This is a genomic window from Phyllobacterium sp. SL163, assembly GCF_049896885.1.
In the GTDB taxonomy this organism is placed as follows: Bacteria; Pseudomonadota; Alphaproteobacteria; order Rhizobiales; family Rhizobiaceae; genus Phyllobacterium; species Phyllobacterium calauticae.
This window is the reverse complement of sequence record NZ_JAFCVE010000002.1, coordinates 300,590-320,845: the sequence shown is the minus strand read 5'-3', so window position 1 is coordinate 320,845 and position 20,256 is coordinate 300,590. Positions and strand designations below refer to the sequence as shown.

22 protein-coding genes are annotated in these 20,256 nt (G+C 58.7%); 19 read left to right on the top strand and 3 right to left on the bottom strand.

The window, feature by feature from the left end; translation table 11 throughout:
* Positions 1–58: 58 nt before the first annotated feature.
* The 14 genes from ACP7B1_RS05130 (at position 59) to ACP7B1_RS05065 (ending at position 13,625) form a co-directional block, all read left to right on the top strand.
* Positions 59–658 (top strand): TadE/TadG family type IV pilus assembly protein, encoded by a 600-nt coding sequence (locus ACP7B1_RS05130; protein ID WP_346306220.1) that lies wholly within the window; start codon positions 59–61, stop codon positions 656–658.
* 50 nt (positions 659–708) lie between these two features.
* Entirely contained in the window at positions 709–1,329 is a 621-nt protein-coding gene (locus ACP7B1_RS05125) for a TadE/TadG family type IV pilus assembly protein (RefSeq protein WP_346306221.1), read from the top strand.
* A gap of 98 nt (positions 1,330–1,427) precedes the next feature.
* Positions 1,428–2,663: a phosphopentomutase gene (locus ACP7B1_RS05120; protein WP_346306222.1), complete on the top strand. Its 1,236-nt coding sequence runs from the start codon at positions 1,428–1,430 to the stop codon at positions 2,661–2,663.
* Entirely contained in the window at positions 2,656–3,549 is an 894-nt protein-coding gene (gene mutM / locus ACP7B1_RS05115; protein ID WP_426136654.1) for a bifunctional DNA-formamidopyrimidine glycosylase/DNA-(apurinic or apyrimidinic site) lyase, read from the top strand. Before ACP7B1_RS05120 ends, mutM begins: the two co-directional genes overlap by 8 nt.
* Positions 3,550–3,562: 13 nt before the next feature.
* The gene (locus ACP7B1_RS05110) at positions 3,563–4,336 is read left to right on the top strand and encodes an enoyl-CoA hydratase (protein ID WP_346306224.1); all 774 of its coding nucleotides are present in this window, start codon (positions 3,563–3,565) and stop codon (positions 4,334–4,336) included.
* 156 nt (positions 4,337–4,492) lie between these two features.
* Positions 4,493–4,759: a 30S ribosomal protein S20 gene (rpsT, locus tag ACP7B1_RS05105; RefSeq protein WP_105736677.1), complete on the top strand. Its 267-nt coding sequence runs from the start codon at positions 4,493–4,495 to the stop codon at positions 4,757–4,759.
* 865 nt (positions 4,760–5,624) lie between these two features.
* Positions 5,625–7,175 carry a chromosomal replication initiator protein DnaA gene (gene dnaA / locus ACP7B1_RS05100; protein ID WP_374042655.1) on the top strand — a complete coding sequence of 517 codons (1,551 nt, stop codon included), beginning with the start codon at positions 5,625–5,627 and terminating at the stop codon, positions 7,173–7,175.
* Between the two features lie 186 nt (positions 7,176–7,361).
* Positions 7,362–8,480 carry a DNA polymerase III subunit beta gene (gene dnaN, locus ACP7B1_RS05095; protein ID WP_346306225.1) on the top strand — a complete coding sequence of 373 codons (1,119 nt, stop codon included), beginning with the start codon at positions 7,362–7,364 and terminating at the stop codon, positions 8,478–8,480.
* Between the two features lie 20 nt (positions 8,481–8,500).
* On the top strand, positions 8,501–9,664 hold the full coding sequence (gene recF, locus ACP7B1_RS05090) for a DNA replication/repair protein RecF (protein ID WP_346306226.1): 1,164 nt from the start codon (positions 8,501–8,503) through the stop codon (positions 9,662–9,664).
* Positions 9,665–9,804: 140 nt separating this feature from the next.
* On the top strand, positions 9,805–10,509 hold the full coding sequence (locus ACP7B1_RS05085; protein ID WP_346306227.1) for a glutathione S-transferase N-terminal domain-containing protein: 705 nt from the start codon (positions 9,805–9,807) through the stop codon (positions 10,507–10,509).
* A gap of 281 nt (positions 10,510–10,790) precedes the next feature.
* Positions 10,791–11,105, top strand: a complete 315-nt coding sequence (sugE, locus tag ACP7B1_RS05080; protein ID WP_105736796.1) for a quaternary ammonium compound efflux SMR transporter SugE — start codon at positions 10,791–10,793, stop codon at positions 11,103–11,105.
* Positions 11,106–11,154: 49 nt separating this feature from the next.
* The gene (locus tag ACP7B1_RS05075) at positions 11,155–11,937 is read left to right on the top strand and encodes a molybdopterin-synthase adenylyltransferase MoeB (RefSeq protein ID WP_346306228.1); all 783 of its coding nucleotides are present in this window, start codon (positions 11,155–11,157) and stop codon (positions 11,935–11,937) included.
* A gap of 21 nt (positions 11,938–11,958) precedes the next feature.
* Positions 11,959–13,215, top strand: a complete 1,257-nt coding sequence (locus ACP7B1_RS05070; RefSeq protein WP_346306229.1) for an aconitase X catalytic domain-containing protein — start codon at positions 11,959–11,961, stop codon at positions 13,213–13,215.
* The gene (locus ACP7B1_RS05065; protein ID WP_346306230.1) at positions 13,212–13,625 is read left to right on the top strand and encodes an aconitase X swivel domain-containing protein; all 414 of its coding nucleotides are present in this window, start codon (positions 13,212–13,214) and stop codon (positions 13,623–13,625) included. Before ACP7B1_RS05070 ends, ACP7B1_RS05065 begins: the two co-directional genes overlap by 4 nt.
* A gap of 25 nt (positions 13,626–13,650) precedes the next feature.
* On the opposite strand, the gene ACP7B1_RS05060 is transcribed toward ACP7B1_RS05065, so the two are convergent.
* The gene (locus tag ACP7B1_RS05060) at positions 13,651–14,652 is read right to left on the bottom strand and encodes a 2-hydroxyacid dehydrogenase (RefSeq protein ID WP_223612408.1); all 1,002 of its coding nucleotides are present in this window, start codon (positions 14,650–14,652) and stop codon (positions 13,651–13,653) included.
* A gap of 185 nt (positions 14,653–14,837) precedes the next feature.
* Between ACP7B1_RS05060 and ACP7B1_RS05055 the strand changes: the two genes are divergently transcribed.
* Positions 14,838–15,395, top strand: a complete 558-nt coding sequence (locus ACP7B1_RS05055) for an SH3 domain-containing protein (protein ID WP_374042648.1) — start codon at positions 14,838–14,840, stop codon at positions 15,393–15,395.
* 75 nt (positions 15,396–15,470) lie between these two features.
* On the opposite strand, the gene irrA is transcribed toward ACP7B1_RS05055, so the two are convergent.
* Positions 15,471–15,902, bottom strand: a complete 432-nt coding sequence (gene irrA, locus ACP7B1_RS05050; protein ID WP_105736688.1) for an iron response transcriptional regulator IrrA — start codon at positions 15,900–15,902, stop codon at positions 15,471–15,473.
* A gap of 223 nt (positions 15,903–16,125) precedes the next feature.
* Between irrA and fabA the strand changes: the two genes are divergently transcribed.
* The 4 genes from fabA to ACP7B1_RS05030 all read left to right on the top strand — a co-directional run bounded on the left by fabA (position 16,126) and on the right by ACP7B1_RS05030 (position 19,197).
* Complete coding sequence (gene fabA, locus ACP7B1_RS05045; RefSeq protein WP_105736690.1) at positions 16,126–16,641, top strand: 3-hydroxyacyl-[acyl-carrier-protein] dehydratase FabA; 516 nt, start codon at positions 16,126–16,128, stop codon at positions 16,639–16,641.
* Between the two features lie 37 nt (positions 16,642–16,678).
* Positions 16,679–17,908, top strand: a complete 1,230-nt coding sequence (fabB, locus tag ACP7B1_RS05040) for a beta-ketoacyl-ACP synthase I (RefSeq protein WP_105736691.1) — start codon at positions 16,679–16,681, stop codon at positions 17,906–17,908.
* Between the two features lie 11 nt (positions 17,909–17,919).
* Positions 17,920–18,735, top strand: coding sequence for an enoyl-ACP reductase FabI (fabI, locus tag ACP7B1_RS05035; RefSeq protein ID WP_223612046.1), 816 nt, complete (start codon positions 17,920–17,922; stop codon positions 18,733–18,735).
* Positions 18,736–18,843: 108 nt separating this feature from the next.
* Positions 18,844–19,197 carry a hypothetical protein gene (locus tag ACP7B1_RS05030; RefSeq protein ID WP_223612048.1) on the top strand — a complete coding sequence of 118 codons (354 nt, stop codon included), beginning with the start codon at positions 18,844–18,846 and terminating at the stop codon, positions 19,195–19,197.
* Here ACP7B1_RS05030 and ACP7B1_RS05025 read toward each other — a convergent pair whose 3' ends face one another.
* Positions 19,198–20,217, bottom strand: coding sequence for a class I SAM-dependent methyltransferase (locus ACP7B1_RS05025; protein ID WP_346305208.1), 1,020 nt, complete (start codon positions 20,215–20,217; stop codon positions 19,198–19,200).
* Between the last annotated feature and the right edge of the window lie 39 nt (positions 20,218–20,256).

Below are 20,256 nucleotides of genomic sequence, written 5' to 3'. Positions count from 1 at the left end.
TTCTAATATCTGCCTGATAGAGCTTTGTCCGTGGCGGGGAGACGGAGAAGGTCCAGTGATGATGCAGGAAGCTGTCAGAGGTGAAGAACGCGGAAACTCCGATTTGCCGGAACGCACGCGCTCCACAAGAAAAAGCCCACTGTTCACACGCTTTCGCAAAGACAATCGCGGCAGTGTTGCCATTGAATTCGCCCTGATCGCCCTTCCCTTCTTTCTCCTGATCTTTGCCGTTGTCGAAGTTACCCTCAGCTTCACCGCTGAGCAGGTCATGTCGAATACGGTCGATGATATTGCGCGCCAGCTGCGCACCGGGCAATTGAGGACAACGGATGTCAGTGACGCCACAAAATTGAAAGCACTGATTTGTCCCCGCTTGCTCATGGCCGCGACGCCCTGCCCCGATCTGGTGGTCGACCTGCAGACCTATGCGACATTCAAGACCGTCCCTACGACAGTCCCGCTCACATCGAACAATGACGTCGATGTCAGCACCTTGAAGGTCAATCCGGGCGGTGCTGGCACGATCAATCAGCTGCGGATTTTCTATCGCTGGCCCATTCTGACGGATTTGATGAAGACCCGTATCGCAAGCATAAAGAGCCAGGGGAAAACCCTGCTGTTCTCAACCGCCACCTGGCAAAATGAGCCGTACCTCTGATGCGGCGCCGAACAACCAATCAGCTGTTTTCTTCCGCGAAGGCCCCCGCCATGCCGCCATTCAAAAGAATCCGTGAAAAAGTGGCCGCTTCCAAGCGTATCCTGGCTGCGTTCGGCAAAGACCGCCGAGGAGTTGCCGCACTGGAATTTGCATTGATTGCGCCGGTGATGATCATGCTTCTTCTCGGGAGCATTGAAATCACCAACGGATTCGACGTGAACAAGAAGCTGGCGCGGGCCGGAGCAATGGTGGGCGATCTGGTGACACAGCAACAATCCATCACAAAGGAAAAGATCGCCGATATCATGGAAATCGGGACTTCCATCCTCTTGCCCTATTGGCGCGACCTGCCGACAATCACCATCACATCCATCAACGTGGACGCCAACGGCAACGCCACGGTTGCCTGGTCGCAGCGCAAACGGGGCCAAACCATCTCAACGCCCTATGCCAAGGGCAGTACCATCACCATCGATCCCAACCTGAAGATTCCCACGTCAAACTTTGTGCGTGTTGAAACAAGCATTGCCTATATTCCGCTCGTTGCCTGGACAATGAAAGACACCGTCAACACATCCATAGGCACCAGCGGTCCAGGTGTCGTCATGGGCAAGATGATCTATGGCCGGATCCGTCAGGGCGCGGAAGCCGTAGCCTGCACCAACTGCTGAATCGCCGGAGCCGGCCGTAACAACCGCCTGCGCACATGGTGTTTGTCATCAGCGTCAGTTTCACCTATCTGTGGATTCTGGTTCTGATGGAGTGAGGCATGTCTCGCGCTTTTCTTTTTGTGCTCGATTCTTTTGGCATAGGCGGTGCGCCGGATGCAGCAGCTTTCGGCGATGCAGGTTCAACGACATTCGGTCACATCGTGGAGGCCTGCGCCGACGGGCGCGGCGACAAGGACGGCCTGCGCTCCGGCCCACTCACTCTCCCGCATTTGAGTTCACTGGGCCTTGTTCATGCCGCCAACCTCGCTTCGGGTATCAATATCCCCGCATCGGCTGCCGATCCTGTCGGGCTGTGGGGTGCTGCCGAGGAAGTGTCGAATGGCAAGGACACACCTTCCGGGCATTGGGAAATTGCCGGTGTACCGGTCACTTTCAATTGGGGTTACTTTCCCAGGACAATTCCGACATTTCCGGACACATTGATTGCCGAAGCTGTGCGGCGCGCCGGTCTGCCGGGCATTCTGGGCAACAAGCATGCCTCCGGCACCGAGGTCATCGAGGAATATGGCGAAGAACATATTCGCAGCGGCAAGCCGATATTCTATACATCCACGGACTCCGTTATCCAGATCGCCGCGCACGAACAGCATTTCGGGTTGGATCGTCTCTATGATCTGTGCGTGCTTGTTCGTGAACTGGTCGACCCCCTGAACATCGGCCGGGTCATTGCCCGTCCGTTTGTCGGGGAAACCACGCAAACCTTCGAGCGCACAGGCAACCGGCGCGACTATTCGGTGCCGCCGCCGGAACCCACTTTGCTCGACAGGCTGACGGAGGCGGGCCGTACTGTCATCGCGATCGGCAAGATCGGTGACATCTATGCGCACAAGGGGGTGTCCCAGGTGCGCAAGGCCAATGGCAATATGGCCTTGTTCGATGAAACGCTGATTGCCATGGACGACGCACAGGACGGCGATCTCGTCTTTACCAATTTTGTCGATTTCGACATGCTCTACGGACACCGCCGCGACGTGCCCGGCTATGCCGCCGCGCTTGAGGCCTTTGACCGGCGGCTGCCGGAGGCCATGGCGAAACTGCGGCCCGGCGATCTCCTGATCCTGACCGCCGATCATGGCTGCGACCCGACCTTCAGGGGAACGGACCACACGCGTGAACGCGTTCCGGTTCTGTGCTTCGGGCCCGACCTGCCGCATGGATCTGTCGGCATCCGCACGACATTCGCTGATATTGGCGAGACGGTCGCAGCCCATCTTGCCATTGCGCCCGGTCCACACGGAAAGAGCTTCCTGCGGGGCACTGCATCCCATGCCTGAGCTTCCCGAAGTCGAAACCGTCCGCCGCGGATTGCAGCCTTTCATGGAGGGAGCAACCATTGCGCGTGTCGAGCAGCGCAGGGCAGATTTGCGCTTTCCTTTTCCGGACCGGTTTGCCGAACGGCTGATCGGACGCACGATCGACTCGCTGGAGCGCCGTGCGAAATACCTCATCATGCATATGGATGACGGACTGGGTCTGATCAGTCATCTCGGCATGTCCGGCTCCTATCGCATCGAACAGGACGGGGCAGATACGGCACCGGGTGTCTTCCATCATGACCGGTCAAGAAACACGACCCATGACCATGTGGTGATCCATGTGCAATCAAGAGACGGGATCAGAAGCCGGATCGTCTACAACGATCCGCGCCGTTTCGGCTTCATGCTGTTTGCCGAGCCAGGAGCGCTCAACACCCATAAATTCATACAAGACCTTGGTATCGAGCCGACAGGCAACCGGTTGGACGGCGCATTGCTGGCCAGGCTCTTTGCCGACAGGAATGCGCCGCTGAAGGCAGCCTTGCTCGACCAGAAGCTGATCGCAGGCCTCGGTAACATCTATGTCTGCGAAGCCCTTTGGCGTGCCGAATTATCGCCCCGGCGATTGGCCGGATCCATTGCCGGGAAAAGCGGCGATCCGGACCCCATGGCGGATCGGCTTGCCACCTCCATTCGTTCTGTCATCGCCGATGCCATCGCGGCAGGCGGTTCCAGCCTGAAAGACTACCGGCAGGCGGACGGAGAACTCGGTTATTTCCAGCATTCATTTTCTGTCTATGACCGTGAAGGCGAGCCTTGCCCGCGTCCTGCCTGTGATGGCACGATAGCCCGCATCGTCCAAAGCGGGCGCTCGACGTTTTTCTGCCCGATCTGCCAGCATTAGGAGGAGTATCCGGATGGCCTACGAAAACATCATTGTGGAGACGCGTGAGAAAGTTGGTTTCATCCAGCTCAATCGTCCACAGGCGCTCAATGCGCTCAACTCCGCCCTGCTCGGCGAACTCAGCGCAGCGCTTGAAGCTTTCGACCGGGACAATGGTATCGGCGCCATCGTCATCACGGGCTCGGAAAAGGCCTTTGCCGCTGGTGCGGACATCAAGGAAATGCAGACACTGGATTTCGCCGATGCCTATCTCGGCGATTATTTCAGCGAGTGGGAGCGGGTCACGCGCCTGCGCAAGCCGCTGATCGCCGCTGTGGCCGGTTATGCGCTGGGCGGCGGCTGTGAGCTCGCCATGATGTGCGATTTCATCATCGCGGCCGATACCGCCAAATTCGGCCAGCCGGAGATCACCCTCGGCGTCATGCCCGGCATGGGCGGCTCACAGCGGCTGACGCGCTTTGTCGGCAAGTCCAAGGCGATGGATCTGTGCCTGACCGGGCGAATGATGGATGCGGCGGAAGCGGAGCGTTGCGGCCTTGTCTCGCGTGTTGTCCCGGCCGGCGATCTGGTGGAGGAAGCGTTGAAGGCTGCCCGGAAGATCGCCTCGTTCTCGCTGCCTGTCGCGATGATGACCAAGGAAACGGTCAACAGGGCCTATGAAACGACCCTTTCAGAAGGATTGAGATTTGAACGGCGGGTATTCCATTCCATGTTCGCGCTGGAAGACCAGAAAGAGGGGATGGCTGCCTTCGCGGAAAAACGCGCCCCGAATTTCAAGAATCGCTGAGGCCGAAATATCCACCGGCCAGGCGACGATTCCAAGTTGACGCAATCGGAAACGTGATCTATAAGCCCGACAACGTTTGGTGGCCCCTCGGCCACCCTATTATTTTGTGACGGCCGCGTTGATGCTGCCGAGTAGCTGACAGAAAAGAGAGGCATCATGGCCAACACTCCTTCGGCCAAGAAAGCGGCGCGTAAGATCGAAGCCCGCACCGAAGTAAACAAATCCCGCCGCTCACGCGTGCGCACCTTCCTTCGCAAGTTCGAAGATGCGGTGGCAAGCGGTGATCAGGCAGCCGCTTCCGTAGCCTTCAAGGCTGTTGAACCGGAAATGATGCGCGCTGCCACGAAGGGTGTCGTGCACAAGAATACGGCATCCCGGAAGGTTTCCCGTCTCGCACAGCGCCTTAAGGGCATGTCTGCCTAATCAGACACAAATAATCTATTTTAAACCCGGCTGGTCCTTAGCCGGGTTTTTTATTTGCCATTTTTTTGGGCATAAATTCGTTTCCGATGAAAAAGATTGTGGCATATCAAAACCCTGACATATGCCGGTCATAAATAGTTTCATACAAAAAGCGACAACCATCATTTCTCATTTAATTTCAATGACTTACGGCAGGTAGCCATAATCGCCAGACCCCAGCCGGGGGAATCTGTCACCCCAGCCTATGTCAAGCGATAATTTAATATTTTTTTTTGATCGCGTGAGTCCGCAGTGCAGCAAAATCGGCATTCCAAAAAAGGCTTTGAATCCGAAGGCTTTTTCCCTGCCCAACCGGAGGTAGTTAAAAAAAACGTAAAAGCGTTAACCTTTAATTCACTAAAAAAGCGGCGCGCCTGCCCTTGCCCTCCCTGCAAAGGTTTTTGTAAGGTCCAGACATCGAAGGGGTGGGCAAAAACCCATTTAACAGGCTTATCAAATTAGTGGGTTCGGACGCAGATTTTTCGTTTGCGTAACGAGTACGTTTTTGTCGGGTATCCGGGTTGTACGACCCTGGATCGTTTCAGAAAAGAAGCAAGTTGGCGGCGCTGGCATCAGCCGGGCGTGAGTCTTTTTGCGCCAAAGTTGAAAGGGATGTGGACGTGGCGGTTTTTAGAATTTCGGTGCGAGATTGTTCAGACCTGTACTACGCGTCCCTGACCTTATCCAACAATTAGCTCCAGGAGATTGAAGGCCGGTCATAGGGGTGACCGGCTCTTGAGGACTGCAACCGGTCATGGACCGGTCCACATGCGAACACGGGCACTATCAAGCCCGAACAGATAAATATCAGGATGAGGCAATGACAATGACCAGCGGAATAATGGAAAACGGCACGAATGCAGCCATGGTCCCGCTCCATATGGACGAAGGGAAAAGTATGGTATCGGCCGGCAGCCAGGGCGAGACGATTTTCGAGAGGGTCAAGACCAAGCTCAAAGCCAAACTCGGAAATGAAGTTTACTCCAGCTGGTTTGGCCGCCTGAAGCTGGATGAGACATCCAAGAGCATTGTTCGCCTTTCCGTGCCGACCGCATTTCTTCGCTCCTGGATCAACAACCACTACTCCGACATGATCAACACGCTGTGGCATGAAGAGGATGAGCAGGTCCTGAAGGTGGAGATCGTTTTCCGCAGCGCCAGCCGCGCCAGCCGCCCCTCGCTTGAGGCAGAGCCTGCCTTGCGGGCCGACCAGCGTGCGATTGCCCGCGACAAGCCGGTTTTCCCCGTTGGCAGCACATCGCAGGACAAGAAGGCACCGGCACATTTTGCCGACCGTGCAACGGATCGCCCGGGACAGAACTCCGTGTTCGGTTCGCCGCTGGATCCGCGCTACACTTTCGAGACATTTGTTGATGGCACGCCAAACCGGGTCGCCCTGGCTGCTGCGCGCACCATTGCGGATGCCGGCGCCAGTGCCGTCCGTTTCAATCCGCTGTTCATTCACGCCTCCGTCGGCCTCGGCAAGACGCATCTGCTGCAGGCCATTGCCGCCGATGCCCTGAAGCGCTCGGAGCGCGCCCGCGTGGTCTACCTGACTGCCGAATATTTCATGTGGCGTTTCGCAACGGCTATTCGCGACAACAACGCGCTGTCGTTCAAGGAACAGCTGCGCGATATCGATCTCCTGATCATCGATGACATGCAGTTCCTGCAGGGCAAATCGATCCAGCATGAATTCTGCCATCTGATCAATACGCTGCTCGACAGTGCCAAGCAGGTGGTGGTTGCAGCCGACCGCCCGCCGTCAGAGCTGGAATCGCTCGATGCGCGCGTGCGTTCGCGCCTGCAGGGCGGTGTTGCCCTTGAAATGATTTCGCCGGACTATGCGATGCGCCTTGAGATTCTCAAGCGCCGCCTGGTTGCCGCCCAGCAGGAAGACCAGTCTCTGGATATTTCGCCGGAGATTCTCGATCACGTCGCCCAGTCCGTCACCGGAAGCGGCCGTGAGCTGGAAGGCGCTTTCAACCAGCTGCTGTTCCGCCAGACCTTCGAGCCGAACCTGTCGGTCGACCGGGTCGATGAACTGCTCAGCCATCTGATGCGCGGCGGTGAAGCCAAGCGTATCCGCATCGAAGAAATCCAGCGCATCGTTGCGCGCCATTACAACGTCTCCAAGCAGGACCTTCTGTCCAACCGGCGCACGCGCACCATCGTCAAGCCGCGCCAGATCGCCATGTATCTTGCCAAGATGCTCACGCCCCGCTCGCTGCCGGAAATCGGCCGGCGTTTCGGCGGCCGTGACCACACAACCGTTCTGCATGCGGTGCGCAAGATCGAAGATATTGTCGGCAAGGACCAGAAACTGTCGCAGGAACTTGAGCTCCTGAAGCGCCTGATCAACGATCAGGCCCAATAAGGCTACTTCGCCACTTATCAACAGAAAGCCTGCGGTATGGTGCGTTGCAGCCAGCCGCAGGCTTGCTTTTTAGGGTGACTTTCTGCCAATTTGCTTGACCTTGGGGGAACTTCGCCCTCTCGCCAGAAAAAGCGCCGCAGGCCCTTACGGGCTTTGGGTCGAATAAGACAGTGAGACCGGTTTATCATGCGTGTAACTCTTGAACGTTCCAATCTTCTGAAGTCGCTCAACCATGTTCATCGCGTGGTCGAACGACGCAACACCATTCCGATTCTTTCGAACGTTCTTCTGCATGCTGAGGGTGCAAGCCTTGCCCTCAAGGCCACGGACCTTGACCTTGAAGTCACCGAAGCCACTGCTGCGCAAATCGAACAATCCGGTGCCACCACCGTGCCGGCGCACCTGCTCTATGACATCGTCCGCAAGCTGCCCGACGGGGCGGAAGTGATGCTGGCAACCAATGCCGACGGTAATTCCATGACCGTGACCTCGGGCCGGTCGAATTTCCGCCTGCAGTGCCTGCCGCAATCGGATTTCCCCGAACTGACTGCAGGATCCTTCACACACACATTCCGCATCACATCCACGGCGTTGAAAAGCCTGATTGAGCGGACGCAATTCGCCATCTCCACGGAAGAAACCCGCTATTACCTCAACGGCATCTATTTCCATGCCATCGAGAGCGAGGGTTCGCTGAAGCTGCGCGCTGTGGCCACGGACGGACATCGTCTGGCCCGCGCCGAGCTGGAAGCGCCTTCCGGCGCGGAAGGCATGCCCGGCATCATCATCCCGCGCAAGACCGTTGCCGAGTTGCAGAAGCTTGTCGATGATCCCGACATTGCCGTGACCATCGAACTGTCGGACACAAAGATCCGCTTCACCATCGGCTCCGTGGTTCTGACCTCCAAGCTGATTGACGGCACCTTCCCGGACTATCAGCGCGTCATTCCATCCGGCAATGACAAGAAACTGACCATCGACCGCCAGAGCTTCGCGTCTGCCGTTGACCGCGTCTCGACGATTTCGAGCGAGCGCGGCCGCGCCGTCAAGCTGACGATTGCCGATGGCCAGCTGACCTTGACGGTCAACAATCCGGATTCGGGCAGCGCCAGGGACGAGCTTGCGGCTGATTATGACTCCGATCCGATCGAGATCGGCTTCAATGCCAAATATCTCCTCGACATCACTGCCCAGCTTTCCGGCTCGGAAGCGATCTTCATGCTGGCCGACGCCGGCTCGCCGACACTGGTGCGGGATACGGGCGATGCGAATGCACTCTACGTGCTCATGCCGATGCGGGTTTGACGCAAACGGACAATCCCGCTGTGACCGATGATCCCAGAACGGACGCGGGCAAACCGGCCCGCGTTTCGATCAGCCGGTTGAAGCTTGCGCATTTCCGCAATTACGAAAGCCTGTCACTGCGGCTCGGCCCGTCGCATGTGGTGCTGACCGGAGAGAACGGGTCAGGCAAGACCAATCTGCTGGAAGCCGTCTCGTTCCTTTCTCCCGGCCGCGGTTTGCGCCGTGCCACCTATACGGATGTCACCCGCAATGACGCGCCCGATGGTTTTGCCATCCATGCGGCCATCGAGACCGAGGAAGGCTCCGTGGATGTCGGCACCGGACTTGCCGGCAATGCACCGGGCGATACCGCGCGGCGGGTGCGCATCAATGGTGTCACCGCATCCAGTGCCGACGACCTCTTGGAATATTCCCGCATCCTCTGGCTGGTGCCCTCGATGGACGGCCTCTTTACCGGCGCGGCCGGGGATCGGCGGCGTTTTCTCGACCGGATGGTGCTGGCCATCGATCCGGCACATGGCCGCCGTGTGCTCGACTATGAGAAGGCCATGCGCAGCCGCAACCGCCTGCTAACGGAAGAGCGCAGCAACGGCGCCTGGCTTGACGCCATTGAAACCCCCATGGCGGAGCTCGGGATCGCGATTGCCGCTGCCCGGGCCGAGCTCATGCGCCTGATCAACGGCATGATCGAACGCCTGCCGGATGACAGTCCCTTCCCCAAGGCCGACTGCATCCTCGACGGCGAGCTGGAAGCACGCATCGGTATCGAATCGGCAACAGACGTTGAGGAGGCCTTTCGACGGGCACTGCACGACGGACGCAGCCGTGACCGGGCGGCGGGACGCACATTGGATGGCCCGCACCGCTCCGACCTTCTCGTACGCCACCGGCCCAAGGCCATGCCTGCCGAACTCTGCTCCACCGGCGAGCAGAAGGCACTGCTCATCGGTCTTATCCTGTCGCATGCGCGCCTCACGGGAGAACTGGCGGGAATGGCACCCATATTGCTGCTGGACGAGATCGCCGCCCACCTTGATGAAGGCCGCCGCGCCGCCCTCTTTGACATCATCGAAGACCTTGGCGGACAGGCCTTCATGACGGGCACGGACCGCTCGCTGTTTTCCAGCCTTACCGGCCGCGCCCAGTTTTTTGACGTGTCGCACGGAGAAGTGCGCGCCGGATAAAGCGGATGATGGCAAGCCTGCCTGCGGCCGTGTTAGCATGCCGAAGAATCGAATTCTTTCTGCAACAATCCCATGAAACAAGACCTCCATGGACACAGGGCTGTTATCGCCCGGTGCCTTGATCCAACAAAGGAATTCCCATGTCTGATCTTTCTGCCTTCCCTGTTACCAAGCGCTGGCCGGCACAGCATCCCGACCGCCTTCAGCTCTATTCGCTGCCGACGCCTAATGGCGTGAAGGTATCCATCATGCTGGAAGAGCTTGGGCTGCCATATGAGACCCATCTCGTTGATATCGGCAAGAATGAAAGCTGGACGCCGGAATACCTGTCACTGAACCCCAACGGCAAGATTCCCGCTATCATCGATCCGGATGGCCCGGGCGGCAAGCCCCTGCCGCTGTTTGAATCCGGCGCGATCCTGCTCTATCTCGCCGAGAAAACCGGCAAATTCCTGCCTGCTGATCCGGCCCGGCGCTACGAGACCATCCAGTGGGTGTTCTTCCAGATGGCTGCCATTGGCCCGATGTTCGGTCAGGTCGGCTTTTTCCATAAGTTTGCCGGACGGGAGTATGAGGACAAACGTCCGCTCGAGCGTTATGTGACTGAATCGAAACGTCTGCTCGGCGTGCTCGAGACCCATCTTGAAGGCCGTCAGTGGATCATGGATGACGACTACACCATTGCCGATATCGCCACGCTTGGCTGGGTTCGCAACTTGGTTGGCTTCTATGGTGCGGGCGAACTGGTCGACTATGCCAGCCTGAAGAATGTCCCGGCTTGGCTCGAGCGCGGGCTTGCACGCCCGGCGGTGCAGCGCGGTCTCGATATACCCAAGCGACCATAGGCGCCCGGCTGCTGTGATTCCCTGTTGTGAACCTCTGAACGCCGCCGCTTTGGCGGCGTTTGCCTGCACCCCGGCTGGAGTGTGGTATCCGGGGTATCGTTGGGGATGATCTTCGTTCATTCCGCTTGATGTTAAACACCAAAATTACTCAGCGACCGGAAACTTGCCCCGGCAATTCCGCCAGCCTAGATAGAACTCTGGAGGACGACCTCCTCGCGGCCGTAAAAGGCTGCGTCTGAACACAAGCCGGGACGGCCCGCACATGGAAAAGGATGGTCGTCATGGCCTGGATTTATCTCGTCGTCGCAGGACTCTTTGAAATCGGCTGGGCCATCGGGCTCAAGTACACCGACGGTTTTACCCGGTTGACGCCGTCGGTACTGACCGGCGCCAGCATGGTGATCAGCGTTCTCGTGCTGGGCCTTGCCCTGCGTGAGCTGCCCGTGGGCAGCGCCTATGCGGTCTGGACCGGTATCGGCACGGTCGGCACCGCGCTGCTCGGCATGTATCTTTTCGGAGAGCCGGCAACGGTCATCCGTCTCGTCTGCATCGGCCTGATCGTCTCCGGCATTGCCGGGTTGAAATTTCTTGCCTGAGACAAATCGGATGCTGCATTCGGGGTCCATCTTGTTCTAATGTAGCGCCATGAGCGACCCTGAAAACCCTGCCTTCACCTCCGCCGAACTTGAACGCTATGCCCGTCACATCATCCTGGCGGAGATCGGCGGTCCCGGCCAGCAGAAGCTCAAGCGCGCCCGCGTGCTTGTCGTGGGCGCTGGCGGACTGGGCGCGCCGGTGCTCCAGTATCTGGCGGCCGCAGGCGTCGGTACGCTTGGCATTGTCGATGATGACCGGGTCTCGCTGTCCAATCTGCAGCGGCAGGTCATTCACGACACCGACCTCGTCGGCTCGCCCAAGGTCGAAAGCGCCATCCGCGCCATTGCCGCGATCAATCCGCACGTTACGGTCGAAGCCCATGAAACGCGCATTGCACCCGATAATGCCGCCGATCTCATCAGCCGTTATCACATCGTCGTCGACGGCTCCGACAATTTCGACACACGCTATCTGCTTGCCGATGCCTGTGCAGCGGGAAAACGCCCGCTGGTTTCCGCAGCGCTCGGACGGTTCGACGGCTCCCTAACAACGCTCAAACCCTATGAACGGAACGGCAAGGGCGAACAGAACCCATCCTATCGCGATCTCTTCCCGTCCCCGCCGCCGCCAGGTCTCGTGCCTGCCTGCGCGGAAGCCGGTGTTCTCGGCGTGCTCCCCGGTGTTATCGGCAGCCTGCAGGCCACCGAAGTGATCAAACTGATCACCGGTATCGGCGAGCCGCTGATCGGCAGGCTGCTGCTTTACGATGCACTAAGCTCGCGCTTCGAGACGATCAAGTACAAGGCAAACACCGCCGGAGCTGCGGCGTGAGCGGACAGAAGGCCCTTCGCCATGGCGCTTGATCTGACTGCGGAGCAAAGGGCAATCGCCAATGGTGCACGCGGCGAGGGTGCGGCAATGGCTCTGCGCATTGTCGCGGCGACAGCCCGCTTGATGGGCGCCCCGTCGCTCATTCCCATCGCGTCCGCCCATATCGACGGCGCACTCTATCACGGCGATTCCGGCACGCTGTTTGCCGAGAAGCTCGTGGAAGGCGGGGCAAGGGTTGCCGTGAGAGCCACGCTCAATGTCGGCTCACTTGACTTGACCGGCTGTTCGAAGAACCGGCTGGAGCCGCATGAGCGCGGCATGGCCCGACGGATGATGGATGCCTACCGGACGCTCGGCTGCGAACCGACATGGACATGCGCGCCCTATCAGGCCGGGCACCGCCCCGCCTACGGCAGCGACGTCGCCTGGGGCGAATCCAATGCGGTGGTCTTCTGCAATTCCGTCTTCGGCGCGCGGACCAACCGCTATGGCGACTTTCTCGATATCGCCTGCGCGATTGCAGGCTACGCCCCGTACTACGGATTTCATCTCCCGGAAAACCGCCGGGCCAGAATCGTCTTCGATGTATCGGGGCTGGACGCGGAGTTCCTGGCGTCCGAGGCCGCATGGCCGATCCTTGGCAGTCTTTACGGGCGGGAAATGGGCGATGCCGTGGGTGTTGTCGCCGGTATCGAGCATCATCCCGGAGAAGATGCACTGAAAGCTTTTGGCGCAGCAGCGGCCTCTGCCGGTGCCATCGGGCTCTTCCACGTGGCGGGCGTAACACCCGAAGCGCCAGACCTTGCCACCGCCCTGCACCATCAGACGCCGGAAACGGTGATCAAGGTCACCACCGACATGATCCGGGATTCCCGGCGCAGGCTCTCAACAGCGGCCGGTGCAGACGCCATTCATGCCGTGGCTATCGGCAGCCCGCATCTTTCCGGCGCCGAGTTTGATCGGCTGGAGCGGTTGATCGCCGGACGTCGTCTCCATGTTCCGCTCTATGCCTGCACAGGCCGCCATGCCCTCGCCGCGCTGGAAAGCAGCGGCAAGCGCCAGCTGCTGGAACAAAGCGGCGTCATTATCGTCGCCGATACCTGTGTCGTCGTCACGCCCATCCTGCCCGATATCGACAATGCCGTGCTGATGACCAATTCGGGAAAGTTTGCCCATTATGCGCCGGGCAATACGGGTTATGGCGTTATTTACGGCTCCATGGCCGAATGTGTGGAAAGTGCCGTTACCGGGCGTCCGGTGTTTGGAGCTGCCGAATGAGCCGGTTTCAAACAGAAATTCTTGTGCAAGGCCAGCCAGCTCTGGCAGAGGCGCTGGTTTTGACAGCTCCGATCAGCTTCTGGGGCGGCGTCAATCCCAAGACCGGACGGATTGCCGACGTGCGCCATCCGCAGCACGGCATCGCCATCACCGGCAAGGTTCTGTGCCTGCCGGGAACCATCGGGTCGTCATCGGCGGCGGCCGTGCTTCTGGAACTCGTTTCTGCAGGCCTCGCACCCGCCGCCATCATCCTGCATGAACCCGACGCCATTCTCCTCCTTGGCCTGATTGTCGCGCAGGAGATGGGCCACGCAACGCCCATGGCTGTCAAACTTGACCGCAGGGAGTTTACCCCGCTGATCGATCAAACGCTCGCGATTGATATTGCCGGGATGGTCAGCGTTCAATAATTCGCGCTGTTGCCGCGATACCGGCTTAAACGAGGTTGGGCAAAACCCGGTCGGGCGGACGATGCCCGTCAATGAAGGTGCGGATATTGATGATCACCTTCTCGCCCATGTCGATGCGGCCTTCCAGCGTTGCCGAACCCATATGCGGCAGGATGACGACCTTGCCCGCCTTTGCCAACTTACGGAGCTTTGAATTGACTGCAGGCTCGTGTTCGAAGACATCAAGCGCCGCACCGGAGAGCTTTCCGGTTTCCAGCTGGGCGATCAGCGCCTGCTCATCGATGATCTGGCCGCGCGCCGTGTTGACGATGAAAGCGGAGGGCTGCATCAGTGCCAGCCGCCGTGCCGAGAGCAAATGGAACGTCGCTGGAGTGGACGGACAGTTGACCGAGATGATGTCCATTCGGGCCAGCATCTGATCGAGACTGTCCCAATAGGTTGCTTCCAGCTCGACTTCTGTCCTGGGACTGACCGGCTTGCGGTTGTGATAATGGATCGACAGGCCAAAAGCCTTGGCGCGGCGGGCAACGGCAGTGCCGATACGGCCCATGCCGACAATGCCGAGGCGCTTGCCCCAGATACGCCGCCCAAGCATCCAGGTCGGGCCCCAGCCCTCCCATTTGCCGTCATCGAGAAGAATGGATGCGCCTTCCACCAAGCGCCGCGGCACAGCCAGCATCAGGGCCATGGTCATGTCGGCGGTGTCTTCGCTCAGGACATTGGGGGTATTGGTGACAGTGATGCCGCGCTTGGCGGCGGCAGGAACGTCGATATTGTCAACGCCATTGCCGAAATTGGCGATAAGCTTGAGATTCGGACCGGCCGCATTGATGATCTCTTCATCGATACGGTCGGTAACCGTGGGCACGAGAACATTGGCTTGCTGGACGGCTTCGATCAGTTCCGCCTTTGACAACCGCCGGTCATCGACATTCAACCGCGCTTCGAAGAGTTCACGCATGCGCGTCTCAACGGAATCGGGCAGTTTTCGGGTGATGACGACCAGAGGCTTTTTGTTAACCAATATTCCCCTCCCTTTTTCCGATGATATTGAGACCTCTTTAACCAAGTCATTGCAAACTGCAATTGCTCTTGAGCTCCGATACTTGTCTATCAAGGCGGCGCGTCAAAGACAAAGAAAAATAGGGATCGTTCCTTGTTCAACCGCATAATTGCCGGAAAAGAGCTCAGAACGATGAAGGACTGATTTTGTTGGGCATCTCATTTATTCGTTCTTTCACACTGACCGCCGGTATTGCGTCGGCTCTTTCCCTCGCCGTTCCCGCGGCGATTCCCGGCATTGCCACGGCTTATGCCGCCCAACAGGTTGGCCCAAGCGGCCTGCCATTGCCGCGTTTTGTCAGCCTGAAACCCGGTCGCGTCAATTTGCGCGTCGGACCGGGGCGCGACTACGCCGTGACGTGGCTGTTTCTGAAATCGGGCCTGCCGGTGGAAATCGTCCAGGAATATGACAACTGGCGGCGCATTCGCGATTCCGAGGGAACCGAAGGCTGGGTCTATCAGTCCCTCCTCTCCGGCAAGCGCACAGCGATGACCGCCCCGTGGCAGCGTGACAAGGACAATGTCATGCTGAATGTCTATCGCAGCGCCGATGACAAGGCGGGCATCGTGGCGCAGGTGCAGCCCGGTGTTCTGGCAACCCTCAAGATGTGCAATGGGGATTGGTGCCGGCTGATATTCAGTGGCGCCAGCGGCTGGATGCGCCAATCGGATATCTGGGGTGCCTATCCCGGCGAGAAGTTTGATTGATCCATAGAATCCGGGCGGGCTTGCCTCACATGCCCGTCAGACTGCACAATCCGTCATCATTGATATGCGATTGGATCAGCCGCGTTTTTTGCGCAGGCGGATGATGATGTCCACGTTGACGATTTCCATGCCTTCCGGTACCGGCGGAAGATGGCCGACCATGGCCGAGCCATCCGGAATATCGATCACTTGGTTCTCGCCTTCGACGAAAAAGTGATGGTGATCGGAAACGTTGGTATCGAAATAGGTTTTTGCGCCTTCGACGGCGAGGATACGCAGCATGCCTGCCTGGGTGAACTGGTGCAGGGTATTGTAGACCGTCGCAAGGGAAACAGGCACATTGGCGCCGAGCGCCTCTTCATGCAGTTCTTCCGCCGAAAGATGACGATCGCCCTTGGCAAAGATCAGACTGGCAAGCGCTACACGCTGACGGGTGGGACGCAAACCCGCAAAGCGCAGGCGCTCTTGCAAGGGTACGTCGGCATCAATCTCATAAGAAATATGCATGGCCCGTCTGCCACTCCGTTAAATGATATCAAAAGTCTCACCATAGACTGTTGTCTATCGTGTTACATCATTGATATATGCCGTCTTGCGAAATCGATCAATAGGCCGCAATTCAGCCATTCCGTTAGGGATAAGCCAACAGACCGTTTTCAGCGAGAAACACTCTGTGATAGGGTCCGCCCGCGCAAAAGCGCCAGCATTGAAGCAATTGATGGGAGACAGAATGCCAGAACAGAAATCAAGCTACGGGTATGAAGAGCTCCTTGCTTGCGCCCGCGGAGAGATGTTCGGTCAGGGCAATGCCCAGTTGCCAGCGCCACCCATGCTGATGTTTGATCGCATTACCGAGATTTCCGAGACCGGCGGCGAAAATGGCAAGGGCTACATCCGTGCTGAATTCGACATCAAGCCGGACCTGTGGTTCTTCCCGTGTCACTTCATTGGCGATCCCGTCATGCCGGGCTGCCTTGGTCTCGACGCCATGTGGCAGCTGACCGGCTTTTATCTGGGCTGGCTCGGCGAGCCCGGCAAGGGCCGCGCGCTGTCAACCGGCGAGGTCAAGTTCACCGGCATGGTCACCCCGAAGACCAAGATCGTCGAATATGGCATCGACTTCAAGCGCGTCATGCGCGGTCGTCTGGTGTTGGGCATTGCGGACGGCTGGCTAAAAGCCGACGGCGAAACTATCTATAAGGCAACCGACCTGCGGGTTGGCCTATTCAAGGAAAGCGCTGCCTGACCCTATCGGTCAGCGCAGCACCTTCAAGGAGATCGCAATGCGGCGAGTGGTTGTGACGGGGATGGGTATCGTGTCCTCTATCGGAAATAACGTGCAGGAGGTGCTGGAATCCCTGCGTGCGGCGAAATCGGGTATTGTCTTCGCGGAAGACTATGCAAAATACGGTTTCCGCAGTCAGGTGCACGGCGCTCCCACGCTTGATCCGGCAACGCTGGTCGACCGGCGCGCCATGCGCTTCCATGGCGGGGGAACCGCATGGAATCACGTGGCCATGGACCAGGCCATCGCCGATGCCGGTCTTGATGAAAGCCAGATTTCCAACGAGCGCACCGGCATCATCATGGGTTCCGGCGGCTCATCCACCCGCACCATCGTCGAAGCTGCCGATAAAACCCGCGAATCGGGTTCATCCAAGAAAGTCGGCCCGTTCGCCGTGCCGAAAGCCATGTCTTCGACCGCATCGGCAACGCTTGCCACATGGTTCAAGATCAAGGGCGTCAACTATTCCATTTCATCGGCCTGCGCGACGTCCAATCACTGCGTCGGCAATGCCTTCGAGATGATCCAGTATGGCAAGCAGGACATGATGTTTGCCGGCGGCTGCGAAGATCTCGACTGGACGCTTTCCGTGCTTTTCGACGGCATGGGCGCCATGTCCTCCAAGTTCAACGACCGGCCTTCGGTTGCATCGCGCGCCTATGACAAGAACCGCGACGGTTTCGTCATCTCCGGCGGCGCAGGCGTGCTGGTTCTGGAAGAGCTGGAACATGCCAAGGCGCGCGGCGCCAAGATTTACGGCGAAATCGTCGGTTACGGCGTGACATCGGACGGTGCCGACATGGTTGCGCCAAGCGGTGAAGGTGCCGCCCGCTGCATGCGGATGGCCATCGAGAACGTGAAAGGCAAGGTGGATTACATCAATCCGCACGCCACATCGACACCGGTTGGTGATCTCAAGGAGATCGAAGCCATTCGCGAAGTGTTCGGCACGGCTGAGGCCGGCTGCCCGCCGATCTCGGCGACAAAATCACTGACCGGGCACTCGCAGGGTGCCACCGGCGTGCACGAATCAATCTATTCGCTTTTGATGATGAACCACAATTTCATCGCCGAGAGCGCCAATATTGAAGAACTCGATCCGGCATTCGAGGACATGCCTATTGTGCGCAAGCGGATCGACAATGCCAAACTGGATACGGTGCTGACCAATTCCTTCGGATTTGGTGGCACCAATGCAACGCTGGTGTTCCAGCGTTTCCAGGGTTGAGAGGGAAGAATATGGGTGAACTGATGAAAGGCAAACGCGGTCTCATTATGGGGGTCGCGAACAGCCATTCCATTGCCTGGGGCATTGCTAAGGAACTGGCCGACAACGGCGCTGAACTCGCCTTCACCTATCAGGGCGATGCCTTCGGCAAGCGCGTTGCGCCGCTCGCGGAACAACTCGGCTCCAAGCTGCTGCTTCCCTGTGATGTTGAGGATATCGCAACCGTCGACGCCGTGTTCGAGACCCTGGAAAAGGAATGGGGCACGCTTGATTTCGTCGTGCATGCCATCGGCTTTTCCGACAAGTCGCAGCTCAAGGGCCGCTATGCCGATGTCACCACGCGCGACAATTTCAGCCGCACCATGGTGATATCAGCCTATTCCTTCACGGAAGTGGCGCAGCGTGCTTCAAAATTGATGACGAATGGCGGCTCCATCCTGACGCTGACCTATGGCGGCTCGACCCGTGTCATGCCGAACTACAATGTCATGGGCGTGGCCAAGGCTGCCCTTGAAGCCATGGTGCGCTATCTCGCCGCCGATTACGGCCCGGAAAGCATCCGCGTCAACGCGATCTCCGCCGGTCCGGTCCGCACGCTGGCTGGCGCCGGCATCGGCGACGCACGCGCCATGTTCTCCTACCAGAAGCGCAACGCGCCGCTGCGCCGCACCGTCGATATCGACGATGTCGGCCGCTCGGCGCTCTATCTTCTCTCGGATATGTCGAGCGGCGTGACCGGCGAAATCCACTATGTGGACTCCGGCTACAACATCGTATCGATGCCAACGCTCGAAGAACTGAAGAAATCCGACGACGGCAAGGAATAAACCCTCCTGCCAGAATTGACAGCAGTCCCGTGAGACCAGGCTTGGTTTTGCGGGATTTTTGTTGAAAGTGGGCCTCCCTTTTTCGTCAGGAATGTCAGGAGACCCACCATGCGCCTCGTTGAAACGCTTATCTACAGCCTGCGCCCGGGAACAGGAGCCGAATTCCACAAACTGGTGTGCGAGGAAAGCCTGCCCATACACCAGTCCATCGATATGGACGTGGTCGACTTCGGCCAATCGGAACATCACCCCGATGCCTATTTCCTCGTGCGCGCCTATGACAATCTCGATCACCTCAACGCTTCGCAGGAAGCGCTCTATTCCAGCGATACCTGGCGCAGGGGACCACGTCCTGCCATTTTGCAACGGATCGTTGTCAGCCTCAAATCCATGGCGTGGATGAGCGAGGCGGCCATCGAAGAAACGAGGCTGTGCGGTATCCGGCGGCGGCGATTGAACTGACTATTTTTTCGCTTCGATGATCTTGTAGCCGGCGACATCCTCAACGGGCAGGACAGAGCGGAAGAGCGACTTCAGAGCCGCTTCGTAGGGCATCTGGCGATTAGCAACCAGCAACAGCCTGCCGCCCGGTTTCAGGCGCTTGGCAGCCGCAGCAATGAACCCCTGCCCCATGGTCGGGTCGGCGCTGCGCCCCGCATGAAATGGCGGGTTCATGACGATGGTGTCGTAAATCTCTGTGATGGCTTCGCCGTTCACGTCATGCCAGTGGAACGACAGTGGCAGTTCGCTCGCTCCGGCAAGGTTCACCCGTGCTGCTTCAACAGCTTCAAAATCCGCTTCATAGAGCGCCAGCGATTTCAGCTTTTCCGGATGTTTCAGGACTTCGCTGGCAAGATAGCCCCAACCGGCGCCGAAATCGGCGACATGGCCGCTGATGCGTCCGGCAAAATGCTTCACCAGCAGCGCCGAGCCCTTATCGATGGCCGTGTGGGAAAACATGCCGGGTGCGGTGGTGAAACGCTCTTCCACGAGAGTCGGTTCGGCCACAAGCGCCTCCACCTGTGCCTCATCGAGAGCCTCGGGCCGCGTAAACCAGAAAGCCACCGCATGGTGCTTGGACAGCCGGTCGGTGACCGGCGCAAATTTCTCGACCGTCTTGCGGAAACTGTCGATACCAAGTTTCTTGTCGCCGCCCACCACGATCAGGCCACCCGCTTCGACATGGCGCAAAGCCTGCGCCAGCCATGCCTCATTGCGCCCACGATGCTTGCCAAGAAGGATCAGCGCGCCCTTGAAGCTTTCCCTACCCTCAAGACGGGAAACCGCCTGGAAGCCCGCTTTTTGCAATGCGTTGTAATCCGGCCTGAATGGTTGAAGGGCTGTCAGCACATCTTTCCATGCAGGATCGATGTCGCGTTCCACCTCGGCGCCAAGAAACAGCCATGCGCTGCCGGCGCCGGGAACCGGCAATATCCCGTCTTCAAAGGGCAGAAAGAGCGTCTTGAGTGCGCCGTTGGCCATGGCAATATCCATCCATCAATAGGTCTGTCTGAAGCGGAA